We start from the raw sequence: 14,912 nt of genomic DNA on the forward strand, positions 1-14,912 counted from the left end.
CACATAGCAGGAACCATAGCGTCCGGGATGGTGATCAAAACTGTCTGCAATCCAACTAAACCTGTAGTTCCGCAAGATCGGAAATCGTATCGTACTCATAGTACGTTTTGTAATCGACCATATCCCCTGGCGTGACGGTGTCCTCATAAATGCTGTATAGCGCATCGTCGATCCGGTGAAACTGGAGCGTGTCGGGCGCTGTCATATCAGGCAGATACGTTGAATCCGGGTGTCTCTCCTGCCATGCAGCCCAGATTCGGTCTACGTTGCAATGGTGCAGAAAGAATACGGGATCATTTGGCGACGAGGACCGCCCCATGTCCCCGCCAATCCAGACATGGACGCTGTTGTGAATGCGTTCGTTCCCGACCCAACCCTCCACGAGGTTGCGTATGCCGCCGGGCGAAGACGAACTGAACGGCGAGGTGTCGTACGCCGCCTGGTCGCGGATGATCATTCGCACCCCGGTTCTTGTGGGGAGTCTTCCTGTATTGCCGAGTTCGCGTTGCAGCGACCGGTTCGCTGGCCTCAAATCCCCGGTTCTCAGGCTCATCTCCAGGCGAACCCGCCAGTCGGAGAGGGCGAATTGTCCGAGATTTGCAGTGCTCCATATCGGGGATGTGGCCGGTTCGGGCAACTCGGCATCCGTAGTCCAATCCCAGTAGGGAATCCTGAATTCGTTGTCATTCAACGCCTGGCGTAATAATCCTTCCAGGGTGATAAGAAAATATCGATGCCAGGGCAGGAAGCCAGGGCCGGAGTGCGCCGCGTTGCGGTCATTTTGATTGGGTGGGGTCATCAACATCATCGACTGGTGATGCCAGAAAACGAACGAGTCATAGATCGATAGCCCGTCCTGACCTGCCCATGCAAACTGCGCCGGGTCCTTGAGTCTTCTAACCCCCTCGATATACTTCTGGGCAGCTTCGGGGTTACTGAGGAAATTATGGCGGATCATTGATGACCTCCGCCCTGATTGTGATCACGGCCGTGATCGGCGTTCGGACCGGATTCAGTGAATGCATCCGGGTAAGCATCCATCACTTGTTTCATCAGGTCCACAGCGGAACCATAAGTTACGAACGGCGTTGCATGAGTATAAACCTGCCCGTCCTCATCGACGGAAAGGTGAAGATTCGCGGGTTTTCCGTCCACCTCCACGCAGTAGGTAGTGATGATCTTGATGTGGTGCCCGTTATGCGTGATTTCCCGCACACTGGTAGCCTCGGGCCCGCCGTGTTCTCCATGAGGCTCGATATAGGAGGGAAACTTTTTCTTCACCCAGTCGGGGTGGGACTTTGCGCCTTCCGTTGGTGAGTAGTTCTCTAAAACAGAGAGATCCGGATTGATGATCGAGTCTTTCGGCTCCTTTCGTGTAGTCTTCGACTTATCGCCCTTCTCAATGCTTCCCTTGGCAGGGGCATTTTTCTCTTCCATGATTACTCCTTCACAAAGATCGCGAGAGGCTAAACGGGGTCATTGTGTGTGGCACTGATTAGCCCTGCCCTTTTCCATACCCCGTATTCAAAGAATAGGAATATATTCAGCGATGCCCTCGAGTTCCAATACCTCGTATGTACGTTGCGCGCCCGGAGGGAGCCCGCCAAAGCCCGAGGGTCCCTGAGACAGTATTCCAACGGTTTTGAATTCGACCTGTACCTCATTTTCCATCCTGACTGGGGGTAAAACCAGCGCAAAATCCAGAAAGCCCTCGTCAGCCATATTGGACTTAAGCGCCACGGAAATAAGCTTTCCCAGCACAGTTTTCTGTTGCCTAATTTCTTCTCCACGAAATATCACGTTGCCTTCCAGGCCGGTATATTCGAGCGAGGCTTCACCGGGCCTCTCGCTTGTTCCCAACGGCCCCAACGCTCTGGGGAAAAAAACGACGCGTTTGACACCTTCTTGATCAACGAATGTGTAACGGGTAGGTGTTCGATCCGGATGCTCCGGGTGATCCAGTAACGCTGTTTCAGAATTTTGTCCGGCATGTATCCGCACTCCCCTTACACCCTCGGGTAAAGGGTCCCAGAGGTGAACAACCCCGATGGGGGTAATCACCTGGGTGGCGGGTCCTTCAGGGGGATCCGCAACAAAATCGAAATCATAAATCCCGTCCGGGGGCGGTTGGATAAAAATAAAAGGCTCCAGTCGTGGATGGGTCCAACCACCGGTCGGCACTGTGCCGTATGCAGTGATTCGCAATTTGGGCGGAAAGCTTTCCAGAACCGCCAGTTCCACTTCCTTAACTTCAAGAATTTTTTCCATGATTAATTTCCCCTGGTTATTTACAATGGCTGAACAGCATCCATTGCCGTCTCTGCGCCGTTTGCCGGCTTTCTTTATCTTTATAGATTGAAAAACAGAAAAGGCAAGAATGGCGTCAAGTAAAAATTACGCAGGCGAACCGATGGGAAATTGGATAATGGTTTTTTTTACGAATATTACATGCGGCAGAGAGGAGCATAACCGCTTAGCGCCAGGCATGGTGCAGACCTATCGTGCAGACCGCATACCATTACTTCACGATTACGCATCCGGCTCATCTGAGGCAAGAATAGCTTCGGCGGCGTCTTGCAGCGCGACTATGCCGGCGGGGATTATAGCGGCATTGCCGGAATACACCGCACCGGCTAGAAGGAGTAGCGCAGATGCAAGGTCAAGCGCCTCCTTGAAGCCAGTGATATGTTTTATTGCCGACTTTGCGCTCTTTACGCTGGATTTCAAGCCCGCGAGTGCCGGCTGGCTGTCGGTCAGAATCGCCCCTATGGCACTGGTGAATATACCGGACGCAGTATTCAGAAGTGCAATTTCCTGATCATCGAGCTCTTCCCACTGTGCTTTGCTCAGACCGGCCCGGTTCCTGAGTCGCCAGTCTCCTAATGCTATCGCCGCCTCGCGGAACTGATTACCCAATTCAAAAGCATCATCCGGGGACAGCTTGTCCATGTGCTACTCCCGCGAAATATCAAGCAAGCTCTTGTAAGCAGCCCGAAGCTCGCCGGTATATTGCTTGAGCTGCCGGCCAAACTCGTCATCGCCGATCATGTCCCGATGGTCATACAGGTACTGGTGGCCCCCAGCGATTTTTTCCAGAACGACACCATAGGCTTGAATACTTCGGAGCCGGTTTTCGAGACGACCCAAGGCTTCTGCCCTGACCTCTTTTGCGAGCGCCATCGCGACAGGCTCTGGAGGATTATCCGGCGCGAGCATGAAGTTATCATAGTATCTTTCCACAAGCGTGGATTCGACCTGCAAATCCGGGGCGATCCCCTTTTTCACAATCTTCCGGGTAGCGCTGATAATATCCAGAAGCGGCTGATTGCTCTCCTCGACTATCTTCTTGAGTTCATGCAGCCGGTACGTGGCCGTGACAGTACGTGCAAGAATGGTCGATAACGCTTCAACAGCCTCTTTTTCATTACGGTCCAGCAGCGTTGCGTCGTTAAGGTCGGAGCTGAGATTCGTAAGTGACTTGTCGTATGGCCTGATGTCACCGGTAGCAAGCCCCTCGAGCGCCTGCATGTAGTCTGTCACGGTTTGCTGGAGTAAATCCAGGCTTGCTCGCTGCGCCTCGCGTCGCGCCTTCTGCGCTTCCAGCTCGCCATGAAATTTCTCCGGCTGGTACTGCTTGCGTCTGTCGGGCGCTTCTATATAGTTCCTTGTAAGCGCATCATGACTGGCAGCATTCGCGGAAACCGAGGCAAATGCTTTTATCTCCTTGAAACTTACACACCCGGATACAGCCGTCGCAAAAAAAACCAAGGCTAATGTCCACGCGAAGCTCCGGCATATAAGGAGGGATCCGGTCATTTGTTATACCTGTGGCGACTCTCCGCGTAATCACGATGTGTTACTCCAGTTTTTAATGATAGTGAAAATCTCGCACACATGAGAATAATCAGGTGGGTGCGCATTGCTCTGGCGATAAGCTTCGGCATTACCGTTTCCGTCCATGCCGCTGACGGCTCCGTTGGCTTCGGCCTGAGCTATATAGGACAGCAGATTGTGCCAGGCAAGACCAGGTTCAACGGCACCACTATCGGGGGCTTGTCTTCGCTGGACTACAACCCTGCCACAGGCCGCTATCTGGCAATCAGCGATGACCGTAGCAAAACCAGTCCGGCGCGCTTCTACGAGCTATCCCTGGACTTGTCTCAATTCGAGCCCTCTGACGCACCGGGTATGAAGGGTGTCACTTTCCATGCCGTTATAACGATTCAACGGCCAGATGGCGACGCTTTCAAGAGAAATTCGGTTGACCCGGAAGGGATGCGCTTCGATCGGTTTCGCAATAAAATCTACTGGTGTGACGAAGGTCAGCGCAGTATTTCTGCCTTCCGGAATCCTGTGGTGCGCGAGATGAATCCCGACGGCACTCACAGCCGTGAATTCAGCGTACCGCCGCGCTACTATCCGCGCGGCTCCAACATGGGGATATTCCCCGGCGATAAAGGCATATACAACAACCTGGGATTCGAGAGCCTCGCGATCTCGATTGACGGCGACACCTTATACACAGCCACGGAAAATGGCTTGGCTCAGGAGTCGCTTCCCGCCACTATCCTCACCGGTTCCCGCGCGCGCATTCTCTCCTTCGATATTGCCAGCGGAAAACCGGCCGCAGAATATATATACGAGGTTGAACCTGTTGCTTTCATTGCCACATCACTCGGAGGCTTCGCCACCAACGGGCTGACAGGTTTTGTCGCCATTGGAGACCGTCAGTTCATCACCATAGAGCGCGCCTTTTCTCTGGGTGCAGTCGCACCCGGCGGTTCAACCGGGTTTAACGTCCAGTTGTATTACGCGGACGCCCGTGACGCAACCGATATTTCAGAAATCAAATCTATCGTAGGTCAAAGCATTCAGCCGGTAACAAAGACACTCTTGCTTGATTTATCGGAAGTGAAAAATACGGATGGGTCCAGGCTGGCGGTCGGTAATATCGAAGGCATCACCCTGGGGCCAAGGTTTAACGGCAAACACACCGTTGTCCTGGTCGCCGACAACAATTTCAGCAAGAAACAGTTGACCCAATTCATCGCATTGGAAATCAACCAGGATTGATTTGATATTTATAATTACGCCGCAGATGTGCTTTGCCCGGTATGGCTCGGCCAGCATTTACTTATAACCCTATTTCGTCCCGTTCCGCCCAGGTCGGCGCCGTCACAATCAGGATATCGCAAAAGCATTGCTCCATTACATGCCGCGAAGCACTTCCCAGCAGCAACTCTTCGAAACGCGATTTTCCATGCTTTCCTACTACGATCAGATCAGGTTTCATTGACTTGGCGTAATCGCAAATGGCATGTCCGGGATGCCCGAATTTGACTATGCGGGAAAACGAATGGCTCCCTGCCTGAAGATTATCTACAAACTGATTTAATTCAGCCCGGGCGTCCTCACCCGCTTTAACATGATATTCATGAATGATGTCATGAGCGACATTGACGTACCGCATTTGCTCTTCCACCACGACATCGAATACGTGTAGAAAAGTGATGTGCGCATCAGGCGCCACGTTGATGGCCATGTGCGCAGCGCGCAGGGAATTTTCCGAAAAATCGACCGGAACCAGTACCTGTCGATAGGCTTTTGCAGTCTGGTTCTTTACCAATAACACCGGACTTTTGCTCATGCGCGCAAATTTGTCGGCAGTGTTACCGAGAAAAAGGTCTGTGAAGAAGTTACCCCCGTGCGCGCCTATAACCGTTAATTCGGCCGCCAGTTCATCCGCTCTGGCAACAATTTCTTGCACGGTCTGCCCAAATCTGACGTTGGTGGTACAGCGGATACCATAATTGTCCTGCAACTGTCCTGAAATCAGCCGCAATTCGCGCATGGCGCGATCGGTCAGGACGGTTTCCGCTGCTGTCGGCGTACTCTTGAGAACAAGTCCCATCGCATCGGGTAAACCCGCTTCCTTCACCGTCAGCAACTCGACCTTATTGCAATTCAGGCTGGCGCATAACATGGCAGCGCGTATCGCCGCGCGATGGGAAAATTCGGAAAGATCCGTTGCCACCAAAATGGTCTTAATAGCTGACACGCCGTCTCTCAAAAGGCTCGGAAAAAATGGTATTGCCCGGCTCGCAAGCCTGTCCAGCGTTGGAATGACACACAAGAGCAGCCAGGCTCACGCGGATACTGCCGAATATGGCCAATCAGTAGTGGACAGGCCGTGGTCCCCAAACCATCCTGTCATTCCAATTGGCGGGTTTCGTCCTGGCATGGAAACTGGAAAGGCGAGCATATCAAGCTACTGTATGCAATCGCAAGGATTCTTACGGGATTATGGCGGCTGATTGGCTGACCGCTGATCGATGGCTCCCATACGCCAGCTAAACCATCAGCCGGATTGACGCCTGCAACGGCTATGTGAAGGGAAAGAGCAGCAGTAATCTACAGTTAGAGAAATTTGTTCAATCTCTACCTTTGCTTTTTCGGTCGACAACGCCCGGAATATCCTGGGTAGACCGGCCAAAGCGACCTTTGAGGTCATCAACGCCTGATTGCGGCCTGGCGAACTGTTTCAGGTCTGCCCGCTGCTTGCGCTTTTCCGCGCTGTTTATTCTCATATTCCTATCCCGCTTTTCCACCAGTCCGGGAACTGCTTCACCGTCTCGGCTGAATGACCAGCCGAGCATAGGCTCGCCCAAGGGGAGATTATCGCCTGGTTTTTCCTCAGACCCCGTATTCCACACGTGCCACGTCTTGCCATAGCTGTTCATTTTTTGTTTCATCAATTCTTTTTCCGCCACGTCCGGGATCCCCGGTGCAACAAGTTGTCCGGAGAGAATTTCACCGTTATGGGGATGCCAATGTTTTTTCTCCTCTTCAGGCAAGGCAGTAAAGAGTTTTTCGGAAATAATGTATTCGATGCCATTCAGATTCGCATCCTTTGTATTGCTGTCGAACAACACACACTGCGCAAAATCTTCGTTAACCTGATGGCAATAATGATGAGCCTCCATCTGGTCTTCCGGCGAATCCTTCATGGGGTGAAAACCCACCAGATAAATGTCGAATGGCTTCAATGGCGAACTGCTCTGCAGGAGTTTTGCACCGGCTTCAAGCATTTTTGTTTTGGGCGTTTTTGCATCGCCCGCGGGAGCAGTGGCCGGTTGCATGCCTTCCTGTGCAGAGCCGGGCAATGCCCACCCGGATGCAAACGCCGCTACCATGACCGTATAAAAAACATCCTGTAGGTTTTTGCGCCGTTTACTCATTATTGCCTCCTGGATTTAAGCCTTAAGCTGCATTGTGGAAGACGCCACCGCCTTGGTAAGTACGTCAACGCACAAAAGCGTCAACGTTTTTTTTTCGGCATCGCGAGCAAGCTTAAGTATGTAGGGCGATGCTCACGGGGCGATCAAAAGGCTCTATTGCACACAGGGAAGAGTTTGGGGATACTTGAGCCTATGAAAAAACTCTGCTCGGCCACTAATCTCATGGAAGCTCAAATCATGCTTGATCTTCTTGGGCACGCGAATATACCTGCCCGCCTGTTTAACGAGCACGCACAGGGAGGCCTTGGAGATATCCCTTTTACCCATGCTTATCCAGAGGTGTGGGTAATCCGAGACGGCGATTTTGAACGCGGCCAAGCGATAGTAAGAAATTTTGAAAAGGCGCCGGTTGAAAACCGCGTCGTATTCTGCCGCTCATGCGGCGAGGAGAATCCACGCAATTTTCAGTTATGCTGGCATTGCGGTGCAGGGCTTGAGGCCGTGTTATTGAATGTCGGGCATAGCCTAGGGTAACAGCCTGCATTTCAAGCCATCACGACCGTCTTCAACACGGTTTTGATCCAAGAATAACCGCAACTATCCATCCCCCGAACCCCATGAACCTGGATTAACCGCAAATCATCTGCATTTATTCTGGCGGTCTGCATCGAACCTGGAATAAGTGCGACTGATGAAGCTTGCCCATCTATACGGAATCGGGATTAATTCAAGGAAGCAAGCCGTAAAACATAGAAACTTGCTTTTCCCGCATGGCGGTCTATAAAGAATGCTCGAATTCAAGTTCGAAGCGCAGCTCTGGTTAACGTACTGGTGGTTGTCGAAAAACCAATCAGCAAATTACTCTGGGCGCGATCCACCAACGTCCGGTCAGGGAGCAGGTGTGGGAGTTAGGGCGTAAGACTGTCTCCAGATATAGAGTCAGGTTGCCCTTCACTGTATTACGAGGTGGCCACCGATAGCGGTATGTAAGTGTTGAATGCTTAAGGAGGTAAACCATGCAAGATCATGAGAGACGACCCGTCCGGCTGACAAGCTTCTCGTTCGACCCGCTCACGGAGAAACCTGATGTCCCTGAAGAATTACGAATCAAGAAGATACCGAAAGGCTGTGCCCCTACCATCGTGCAGTTCAAGAAGTCCCTGACGCGCGAGGAGCGGACTCACATCCAGAATCGATACGGGCTGAAACTTACTGTCTATATTCCTAAGTATGCGTATCTGGAAGAGATGACTGCCGAAACCCTTGGAAAGCTGTCAGCTGACCCGTTGTTTCGTGCATCCGTTCCCTTTCATCCAGCGTTCAAAATAGCACCTGGCATAGGGGAACGGGGTTTTCGAACCCCGGAGCGTAAAGAAATCGCCGGCTATTGGCTGCATGTCTTGCTCTTTCCCGAGGCGGACCTCCAAAACATAGCCGAGACACTGGAGAAGCTGGGGGCATCCCAAATACGGATTATCGACGATCGCAAGATCGGGGGAACCGCGCAAGCGCTCTTCATCGTGCAGTCGCTGGATCTGCTGCCGAAGATCGCGCAGCTTGATTCGGTCCGGTGGATAGAGGAGGTGGCAGAGCATATCGAGGACAACGTCAATGCCGCCGGCACGATCCAGTCCGGAACCGCGAATAACCCCGTAATCTGGAATCAAGGGTTGCACGGCGAAGGACAGGTTATTGGTCTGATCGACAGCGCTCCTCCTGACATCAACCACTGCTTCTTCCAGGACCCGGTAAATAACACTCCGGGTTTGGCTCACCGCAAGATATTACAGATTCGCAACGCCTCCGGGTCTGCCGCGGGTGGTCACGCCACCTTCACTTCCGGCTGCGCAGCAGGGGATGATTTTAACAATCCTGGTGCTGCAGGCCGCCGCGGAGGCGCGTGGGCAGCGCGACTGGTCTGTGGGAACAATAACGATATCCCGGGCATCAATTCAATGCTGGCCGAGCTGAACGCAGCTGCGACCATGGGCGCTGTTGTTCATACCAACAGTTGGCACGACAACACGGCTGGTAGCGGCAACCCGGCAACATACAACCAAACGGCAGCGGACGTTGATACCTTTACCTGGAACAACGAGGATCACCTCGTGCTTGGTTCGGCGGGTAACAACGGTGAGGAACAGGGACCGCCAGGCACAGCCAAGAATGCGATTTGCGTTGGCGCAAGCCAGGCCGACCCTAGCGAGATGAATTTTGGCGACGGAAACCCCGGACCCACAGCCGATGGGCGGAGCAAGCCGGACTTGATGGCTCCGGGATGTGGCATCCAGTCGGCAACTGTAAGTACGGCTTGTGGAACTGGTCCCCGCTCCGCATGCGCTACGAGCTACGCGACGCCGCACACCGCAGCTGCCGCTATTTTGGCGCGTCAGTACTTTGCCGAAGGTTGGTATCCCACCGGGACACCTCAACCACAACATGCCTTCGTCCCTTCTGGGGCGCTGCTTAAAGCGCTGCTGCTCAACTCAACCATCGACATGACCGGCGTCGCGGGATATCCCAGTAATCTGGAAGGCTGGGGCCTGGTGCAACTTGACAACGCCCTTTCCTTTCCCGGTAGTGCGAGCGATCTCCGTGTATGGGACATCCGTCATGCCAGTGGACTCTTCACCGGGGATACGCACGAATATCATGTCGACGTCGCAACCAGCACCCAGCCCCTGAAGGTAACCCTGGTTTGGAGCGAGCCACCCGGCGCCGCAGCCAGTGCCAGCCCGGTCGTCAACAACCTGGATCTGGAAGTGCTGTCACCAGACCGCACTCAAACCTTCCGTGGCAATGTCTTTGCAGGAGGGGTGTCAGTCACTGGCGGAGCGCCGGATACTCTCAACAATGTGGAGATGGCGCTCATCACCGCACCGACGACCGGCGACTGGGCGATCCGCGTGATCGGTACGGAGGTCAATGTCGGTAACCCTGGGCAAGGTTACGCTGTCGTGGTTACCGCGGATATCCTCGACCCACTTGCAACCGCCATTGCGGACGATGGTAATTTTGGCGATGTCTGTCTGGGGTCGTTTGCTGACCAAATGCTGACCATCAATAACAGGAGTTCGTCTGCGTCATTGGAAATATCCGGCATCAACTCGTCCTCGCCTGATTTCCTGACGCCAAGTGTCATCTCTTATCCGCTCGTTGTCGGGCCCCAAGATTCCATTAATGTAATCATCCGCTTTCAACCGACGAACTTTGGACCCAAAGCCGCCACACTTTCGGTGATCAGTGATGACCCTGCCAGTCCGCACACCATTGACGTCACCGGGGATGCGCCGGCGCCTCGCCTGGTTCTGGTGGCCGCGAACGCCGGTAACTTTGGGAGAGTTTGTGTGGGCTCTTTCGTGGATGAACCGCTGATCTTGAGCAATAGCGGCAAATGCACTCTCTCGGTTAACAGCATTACTTCCTCCTCTGGTGAGTTCGTCGTCCCACAAGTGTTGTCCTACCCGGTAACCATCGGAGCCGGAAACTTTCTGCCTGTACCCATCCGCTTTGAGCCAGGCAGCTTCGGTCCCAAGTCTGCCACGCTCACAGTGATCAGCGATGATCCAGTCAGTCCACACACAATCGACGTCTCAGGCGAGGCACCTGCTGGCAAGCTCGCAATTACTGGATCGCTGTGTTTCGGCGCGGTAAGGGCCTGTTGTACTGCGGAGCGCACCATCTCGATCTGTAATACCGGCGATTGCAAATTGCACGTGACGAGCGTTGCATTCAAGCGGAAGAGCCGCCACTTGAAGTTGGTCAATAATCCCTTCCCAGCGACCCTGCACCCCGGCGCTTGCTTAGGCATCGTCATTCGCTACAAGGCCACCGAAAAATGTTCGAAGTGTTCCGAACTGGTCGTTACCAGTGATGATCCCATTACTCCCATCAAGATTCTGGAGGTGATGGCTTACACAATTTGGAGCGATTGCAGCTGCAAGCAACACTGTGAGGCGTGTCGCAACGGATGCTGCGAAAAGCGCCATGCCGAATGTTGCTCTCCAGAGTGCTATGAGGACTGTTGTGATGACGATGACGATAACGGTCGACATGAAGGGGAGGATGATTATTAACCCCAGGTATCTCACGAGACAAAGCTCTTGCGGCCGGGTCTCACTCCCCTGCCGATGAAATGCTGAAATGACGCTCGATCTCAATACCTATCTCGTGCGCAACAGGACTGCGGCGTTTTTCTCCCGGTTGCTTGGAATTGCCGGCTCTTGAACGGCACGGCAGGAGGTCATGATGAACAGACGCATGCTCGGCCGAACGGGCCTTGAAATCGCACCGCTGGTTTTTGGCGGCAATGTGTTTGGCTGGACTGTTGATCAACAAACATCTTTCGCACTTCTTGACCGTTTCGTCGACGCAGGTTTCAATGCCATCGACACCGCTGATGCCTACTCCACGTGGGTGCATGGCAATCAGGGCGGCGAATCGGAAACGATAATAGGCAACTGGTTGAAAATCTTGCCAGCCCGCCGCGAGAAAATCATCATCATCACCAAGGTAGGCTCAAGGCTTGCGGAAGATAAGCAGGGCCTGTCGGCCAAGTACATCATGACAGCGGTTGAAGATTCCTTGCGCCGGCTGCAAACGGATTACATCGATCTTTACCTGAGCCACAAACCGGATACCGAAACGCCGATCGAGGAAACATTGCGTGCTTACGACAAACTCATCCAGCAAGGCAAGGTAAAAGCAATTGGCGCGTCCAACTACAGCGCAAATCAGTTGCACGAAGCATTAACGGTTGCAGCGGATCAGGGATTCGCACGCTATGAAGTTCTGGAGCCAGAATACAACCTGTATGACCGCAGTGGCTACGAAAGGGAGTTGCGTGATTTGTGTATCGGAGAAGGCTTGGGAGTTATCACTTATTACAGTCTGGCATCCGGCTTCCTGTCCGGTAAATATCGTTCCCATGACGATCTCGGGAAAAGTGTTCGCGGTCAAGGCGCAAGCAAATATCTGAATGATCGCGGCTTTCGCATCCTGGACGCGCTCGATAACGTGGCGAAAGCTCATAACGCAGCACCGGCCGAAGTGGCACTGGCTTGGTTGATAGCTCGCGAAGGCGTTACCGCACCGATTGCCAGTGCAACGAATATTCAGCAGCTTGAAAGCCTTATCCGGGCTGTGGACCTCACCCTCTCTGCTTCGGATATTGAACTGTTGACTGCGGCAAGCGACTAGAAGCCACAAGGGTACTTTAAGCGGTGAGGCATCTTCCCAACGGTATTTGCACGCATAGCACGCGCTAAAAAGCATAACTCGCGTTCAGACCCACGATGAAGTTTCGCCCTGGCGCCGGTTCATAAAAACGGCCGTTGCCTTCATTTACGATCACGGACCCCACATACCGCGTACCGGTTACGTTGTCTACGCGCACGAATTCGCTGAACTTCCAGCGCCCGATCTGATGAGAATAAACGAGCCGGACATTGGCCATGGCATACTGTTTGGCGGCCTCGGCGTTGACATCATTAACGAAAATCTTGTCTCGATAGATTGCTTCCACTACCGCCGAAAAACCTGGCAACCCGCGCCGCCACGCAATTTCTCCATAGGCAGTGTTGCGTGGAACGCCTGGAAGAAAATTGCCTGCTGCGACAGTTACCGGCGGTAGCGTCGCCCTTGGGCTATAGGTGAAGGAATCCTGAAATTTGGCATCGAGATAGGTGTAGGATAAATAAGCGGAAAGGTCAGCATTAAAACGATGGTCCGCTGAAAGTTCTACTCCGCGACGTCTGGTGTCGGCTGCGTTTTGAAATGTAGCGCGGCCTCCCGAATTGGTTGCAGGCAGGATTTCACCGGTAACATGGGTCTCGAAAAGCGCAAGGTTTACACGCGTATTATCTGTGGCCAGCCACTTGACACCTGCTTCGACATTGCGGCTCTTGCTCGGCCGAAGTCCGAAATTCAGGCCGGATGCACCGTCGGGCCTGTAGGCAAATTCGGTAAATGTAGGGGTCTCGAAACCCGTTCCCCCGCTGACGTACAGATTGAGTCTGTCCGTCGCCCTGTACAGCAGCCCCATTACCGGAAGTACATTGCGGAAGGTCATGCTGCCGCTATCATCGCCGTTGCCTCCGTTGCCTGTACGAATAAAGAAATCTTCTGATTTGAATTTTACTTCCGTATGACGCACCCCCGCAGAGAGTGACCAGGATGGCGTGAATTTCCACTCGGCCTGCGCATACTGACTGAAACTGGTGACCGTATCATTCTCGTTGCGGCGAAGATTACCGCGCACACCCAATGTTGTGCCGGAGAAATTCTCGAATCCCTTGCGCCGCTCCCTGGATATCTCATAATCGACACCCGCACTCAGCGTCAGCGGCCGCGAACCGCCACTCCGATGCATCCATCGCAGGCCCAGCCCGCCAAATTCTCTATCCAGATCTATCACGCCCCCGGAACTGGTAACCGGGATTTGCGCCCCGAGCGGTACGGCAAGAAACTGCTCGATTCGCCGCGTTCCCCCATACCCGATCAGCTTGATAGTGTTGGCGGCAGAAAATCTATATTCATAAACAAGACCGCCCTGCGTATTGTCGATGCTTTTACGGGTGTTGAAGGTGGTAGCGCTTGAATCCACCTGGCGAGGGTTCGCGAGCACCTGGGCGCGGGTAAGGCCCAGTGGATCCTGTGTATTGCCTTGATGCAGCTCGTTGACTATCAAGGTAAGTCTGGAGTCATCATTAAATTGGTAAGTCAGTTTTGCGTTCGCCTGATAGCGGGTGGCCGCACTATGCCTTCGGTAGCCATCTGTCTGAAAACGGGAAACGTCGACTACGTAGTTGAACGGCCCTGCCGTTCCGCGTGCTCCATCCGCACCGCCTGTTCCGCCGAGCGAGCCGCCCAGCTTGACCTCGCCGCGAATTGTGCCATAGCTGCCCCCGAGCACCGAACCGGATAGCGTCGTTGCCGCGGGACCATCCTCCGTGAATGCCTGTATCACCCCGCCTGAGGCATTGCCATAGATAGCGGAGAAGGGGCCGCGTAATACTTCGATGCGTTTAGCCGAACCAAGATTGATGTTGGCTGCCTGGCCCTGCCCGTCCGGCATGCTGGCAGGAATTTCGTCGACGATGATGCGTATGCCGCGAATGCCAAACGTGGAGCGTGCGCCAAAGCCACGGCTCGAAACCTGTAAATCCTGTGCGTAATTTTGCCGGTTTTGGATGACCAGGCCGGGAACGCGAGATAGTGCCTCAGATAAATTGACTCGCGGCTGCGCTTCCTGGATAACCAACGCTTCCACCACATCAACAGACATGGGCAATGAAAAACTCGATCGTTCAATGCGGGTGCCGCTAATGACAACAGGGTCAAGGATCGGCAGAACACTTGCCGGGGATGGGTCCTGCTGAGCGGCAGATGGAGCGGTCAACTCGGCGCCCGGCTGTGCAAAGGCGTAGCCCGATGCCGAAACCAGGACAGGCAGGAGAACGACAACGGCAACCGGTAGCGGGGGCGGCGCTTTCAATGTCTTTTGCTTTTCACGCCGATACATCACGGCATAATAGCTCTACTGTCACACATCTATCAACCTGCGCTGCCAGGTACGGGCAGGGATCGAGATACCGCCCGTACAGCTGAATGTAAACCTTATATAACCTTGTCTCCAAAGTCTTTACAGCGAATCACAGTTAAGATACGATCGAG

General features: G+C 53.6%; 12 protein-coding genes. 4 read left to right on the forward strand and 8 right to left on the reverse strand.

From position 1 onward, the window contains the following. Positions 1–55 precede the first annotated feature (55 nt). The 5 genes from BMZ14_RS03210 to BMZ14_RS03230 form a co-directional block, all read right to left on the reverse strand. Entirely contained in the window at positions 56–958 is a 903-nt protein-coding gene (locus BMZ14_RS03210) for a tyrosinase family protein (RefSeq protein WP_074794552.1), read from the reverse strand. Next, the gene (locus BMZ14_RS03215; RefSeq protein ID WP_074794555.1) at positions 955–1,437 is read right to left on the reverse strand and encodes a hypothetical protein; all 483 of its coding nucleotides are present in this window, start codon (positions 1,435–1,437) and stop codon (positions 955–957) included. Before BMZ14_RS03215 ends, BMZ14_RS03210 begins: the two co-directional genes overlap by 4 nt. Positions 1,438–1,524: 87 nt before the next feature. Further along, entirely contained in the window at positions 1,525–2,268 is a 744-nt protein-coding gene (locus tag BMZ14_RS03220; protein WP_074794559.1) for a hypothetical protein, read from the reverse strand. A gap of 261 nt (positions 2,269–2,529) precedes the next feature. Then, the gene (locus BMZ14_RS03225) at positions 2,530–2,949 is read right to left on the reverse strand and encodes a hypothetical protein (RefSeq protein ID WP_074794562.1); all 420 of its coding nucleotides are present in this window, start codon (positions 2,947–2,949) and stop codon (positions 2,530–2,532) included. Between the two features lie 3 nt (positions 2,950–2,952). After that, complete coding sequence (locus BMZ14_RS03230; RefSeq protein WP_074794565.1) at positions 2,953–3,816, reverse strand: hypothetical protein; 864 nt, start codon at positions 3,814–3,816, stop codon at positions 2,953–2,955. A gap of 78 nt (positions 3,817–3,894) precedes the next feature. On the opposite strand from BMZ14_RS03230, the gene BMZ14_RS03235 reads away from it, so the two are divergent. Further along, positions 3,895–5,073, forward strand: coding sequence for an esterase-like activity of phytase family protein (locus BMZ14_RS03235; RefSeq protein ID WP_074794576.1), 1,179 nt, complete (start codon positions 3,895–3,897; stop codon positions 5,071–5,073). A gap of 61 nt (positions 5,074–5,134) precedes the next feature. Here BMZ14_RS03235 and BMZ14_RS03240 read toward each other — a convergent pair whose 3' ends face one another. Then, positions 5,135–6,058, reverse strand: coding sequence for a universal stress protein (locus BMZ14_RS03240; protein WP_074794579.1), 924 nt, complete (start codon positions 6,056–6,058; stop codon positions 5,135–5,137). 373 nt (positions 6,059–6,431) lie between these two features. After that, positions 6,432–7,238 carry an OBAP family protein gene (locus BMZ14_RS03250; protein ID WP_256208349.1) on the reverse strand — a complete coding sequence of 269 codons (807 nt, stop codon included), beginning with the start codon at positions 7,236–7,238 and terminating at the stop codon, positions 6,432–6,434. Positions 7,239–7,430: 192 nt separating this feature from the next. Here BMZ14_RS03250 and BMZ14_RS03255 point away from each other — a divergent pair, with 192 nt between their 5' ends. From BMZ14_RS03255 to BMZ14_RS03265, 3 genes are all read left to right on the forward strand, one after another. Next, positions 7,431–7,772 carry a putative signal transducing protein gene (locus tag BMZ14_RS03255; RefSeq protein ID WP_074794584.1) on the forward strand — a complete coding sequence of 114 codons (342 nt, stop codon included), beginning with the start codon at positions 7,431–7,433 and terminating at the stop codon, positions 7,770–7,772. Positions 7,773–8,254: 482 nt separating this feature from the next. Further along, a complete protein-coding gene (locus BMZ14_RS03260; protein ID WP_074794591.1) occupies positions 8,255–11,314 on the forward strand; it encodes a choice-of-anchor D domain-containing protein in 3,060 nt (1,019 codons plus the stop codon). Between the two features lie 169 nt (positions 11,315–11,483). Continuing rightward, positions 11,484–12,437: an aldo/keto reductase gene (locus BMZ14_RS03265; protein WP_218144963.1), complete on the forward strand. Its 954-nt coding sequence runs from the start codon at positions 11,484–11,486 to the stop codon at positions 12,435–12,437. 64 nt (positions 12,438–12,501) lie between these two features. On the opposite strand, the gene BMZ14_RS03270 is transcribed toward BMZ14_RS03265, so the two are convergent. Continuing rightward, positions 12,502–14,733, reverse strand: coding sequence for a TonB-dependent receptor family protein (locus BMZ14_RS03270; RefSeq protein WP_256208350.1), 2,232 nt, complete (start codon positions 14,731–14,733; stop codon positions 12,502–12,504). Positions 14,734–14,912: the final 179 nt, after the last annotated feature.

This window comes from Nitrosospira briensis, from assembly GCF_900115125.1.
GTDB classification, from domain to species: Bacteria; Pseudomonadota; Gammaproteobacteria; order Burkholderiales; family Nitrosomonadaceae; genus Nitrosospira; species Nitrosospira briensis_A.

What these genes read in the sequence shown, in the direction of transcription:
- BMZ14_RS03230 (WP_074794565.1), bottom strand. Translation starts at nt 3,816, where the DNA reads ATGACCGGATCCCTCCTTATATGCCGGAGCTTCGCGTGGACATTAGCC.
- BMZ14_RS03210 (WP_074794552.1), bottom strand. Translation starts at nt 958, where the DNA reads ATGATCCGCCATAATTTCCTCAGTAACCCCGAAGCTGCCCAGAAGTAT.
- BMZ14_RS03250 (WP_256208349.1), bottom strand. Translation starts at nt 7,238, where the DNA reads ATGAGTAAACGGCGCAAAAACCTACAGGATGTTTTTTATACGGTCATG.
- BMZ14_RS03220 (WP_074794559.1), bottom strand. Translation starts at nt 2,268, where the DNA reads ATGGAAAAAATTCTTGAAGTTAAGGAAGTGGAACTGGCGGTTCTGGAA.
- BMZ14_RS03225 (WP_074794562.1), bottom strand. Translation starts at nt 2,949, where the DNA reads ATGGACAAGCTGTCCCCGGATGATGCTTTTGAATTGGGTAATCAGTTC.
- BMZ14_RS03260 (WP_074794591.1), top strand. Translation starts at nt 8,255, where the DNA reads ATGCAAGATCATGAGAGACGACCCGTCCGGCTGACAAGCTTCTCGTTC.
- BMZ14_RS03265 (WP_218144963.1), top strand. Translation starts at nt 11,484, where the DNA reads ATGATGAACAGACGCATGCTCGGCCGAACGGGCCTTGAAATCGCACCG.
- BMZ14_RS03215 (WP_074794555.1), bottom strand. Translation starts at nt 1,437, where the DNA reads ATGGAAGAGAAAAATGCCCCTGCCAAGGGAAGCATTGAGAAGGGCGAT.
- BMZ14_RS03235 (WP_074794576.1), top strand. Translation starts at nt 3,895, where the DNA reads ATGAGAATAATCAGGTGGGTGCGCATTGCTCTGGCGATAAGCTTCGGC.
- BMZ14_RS03255 (WP_074794584.1), top strand. Translation starts at nt 7,431, where the DNA reads ATGAAAAAACTCTGCTCGGCCACTAATCTCATGGAAGCTCAAATCATG.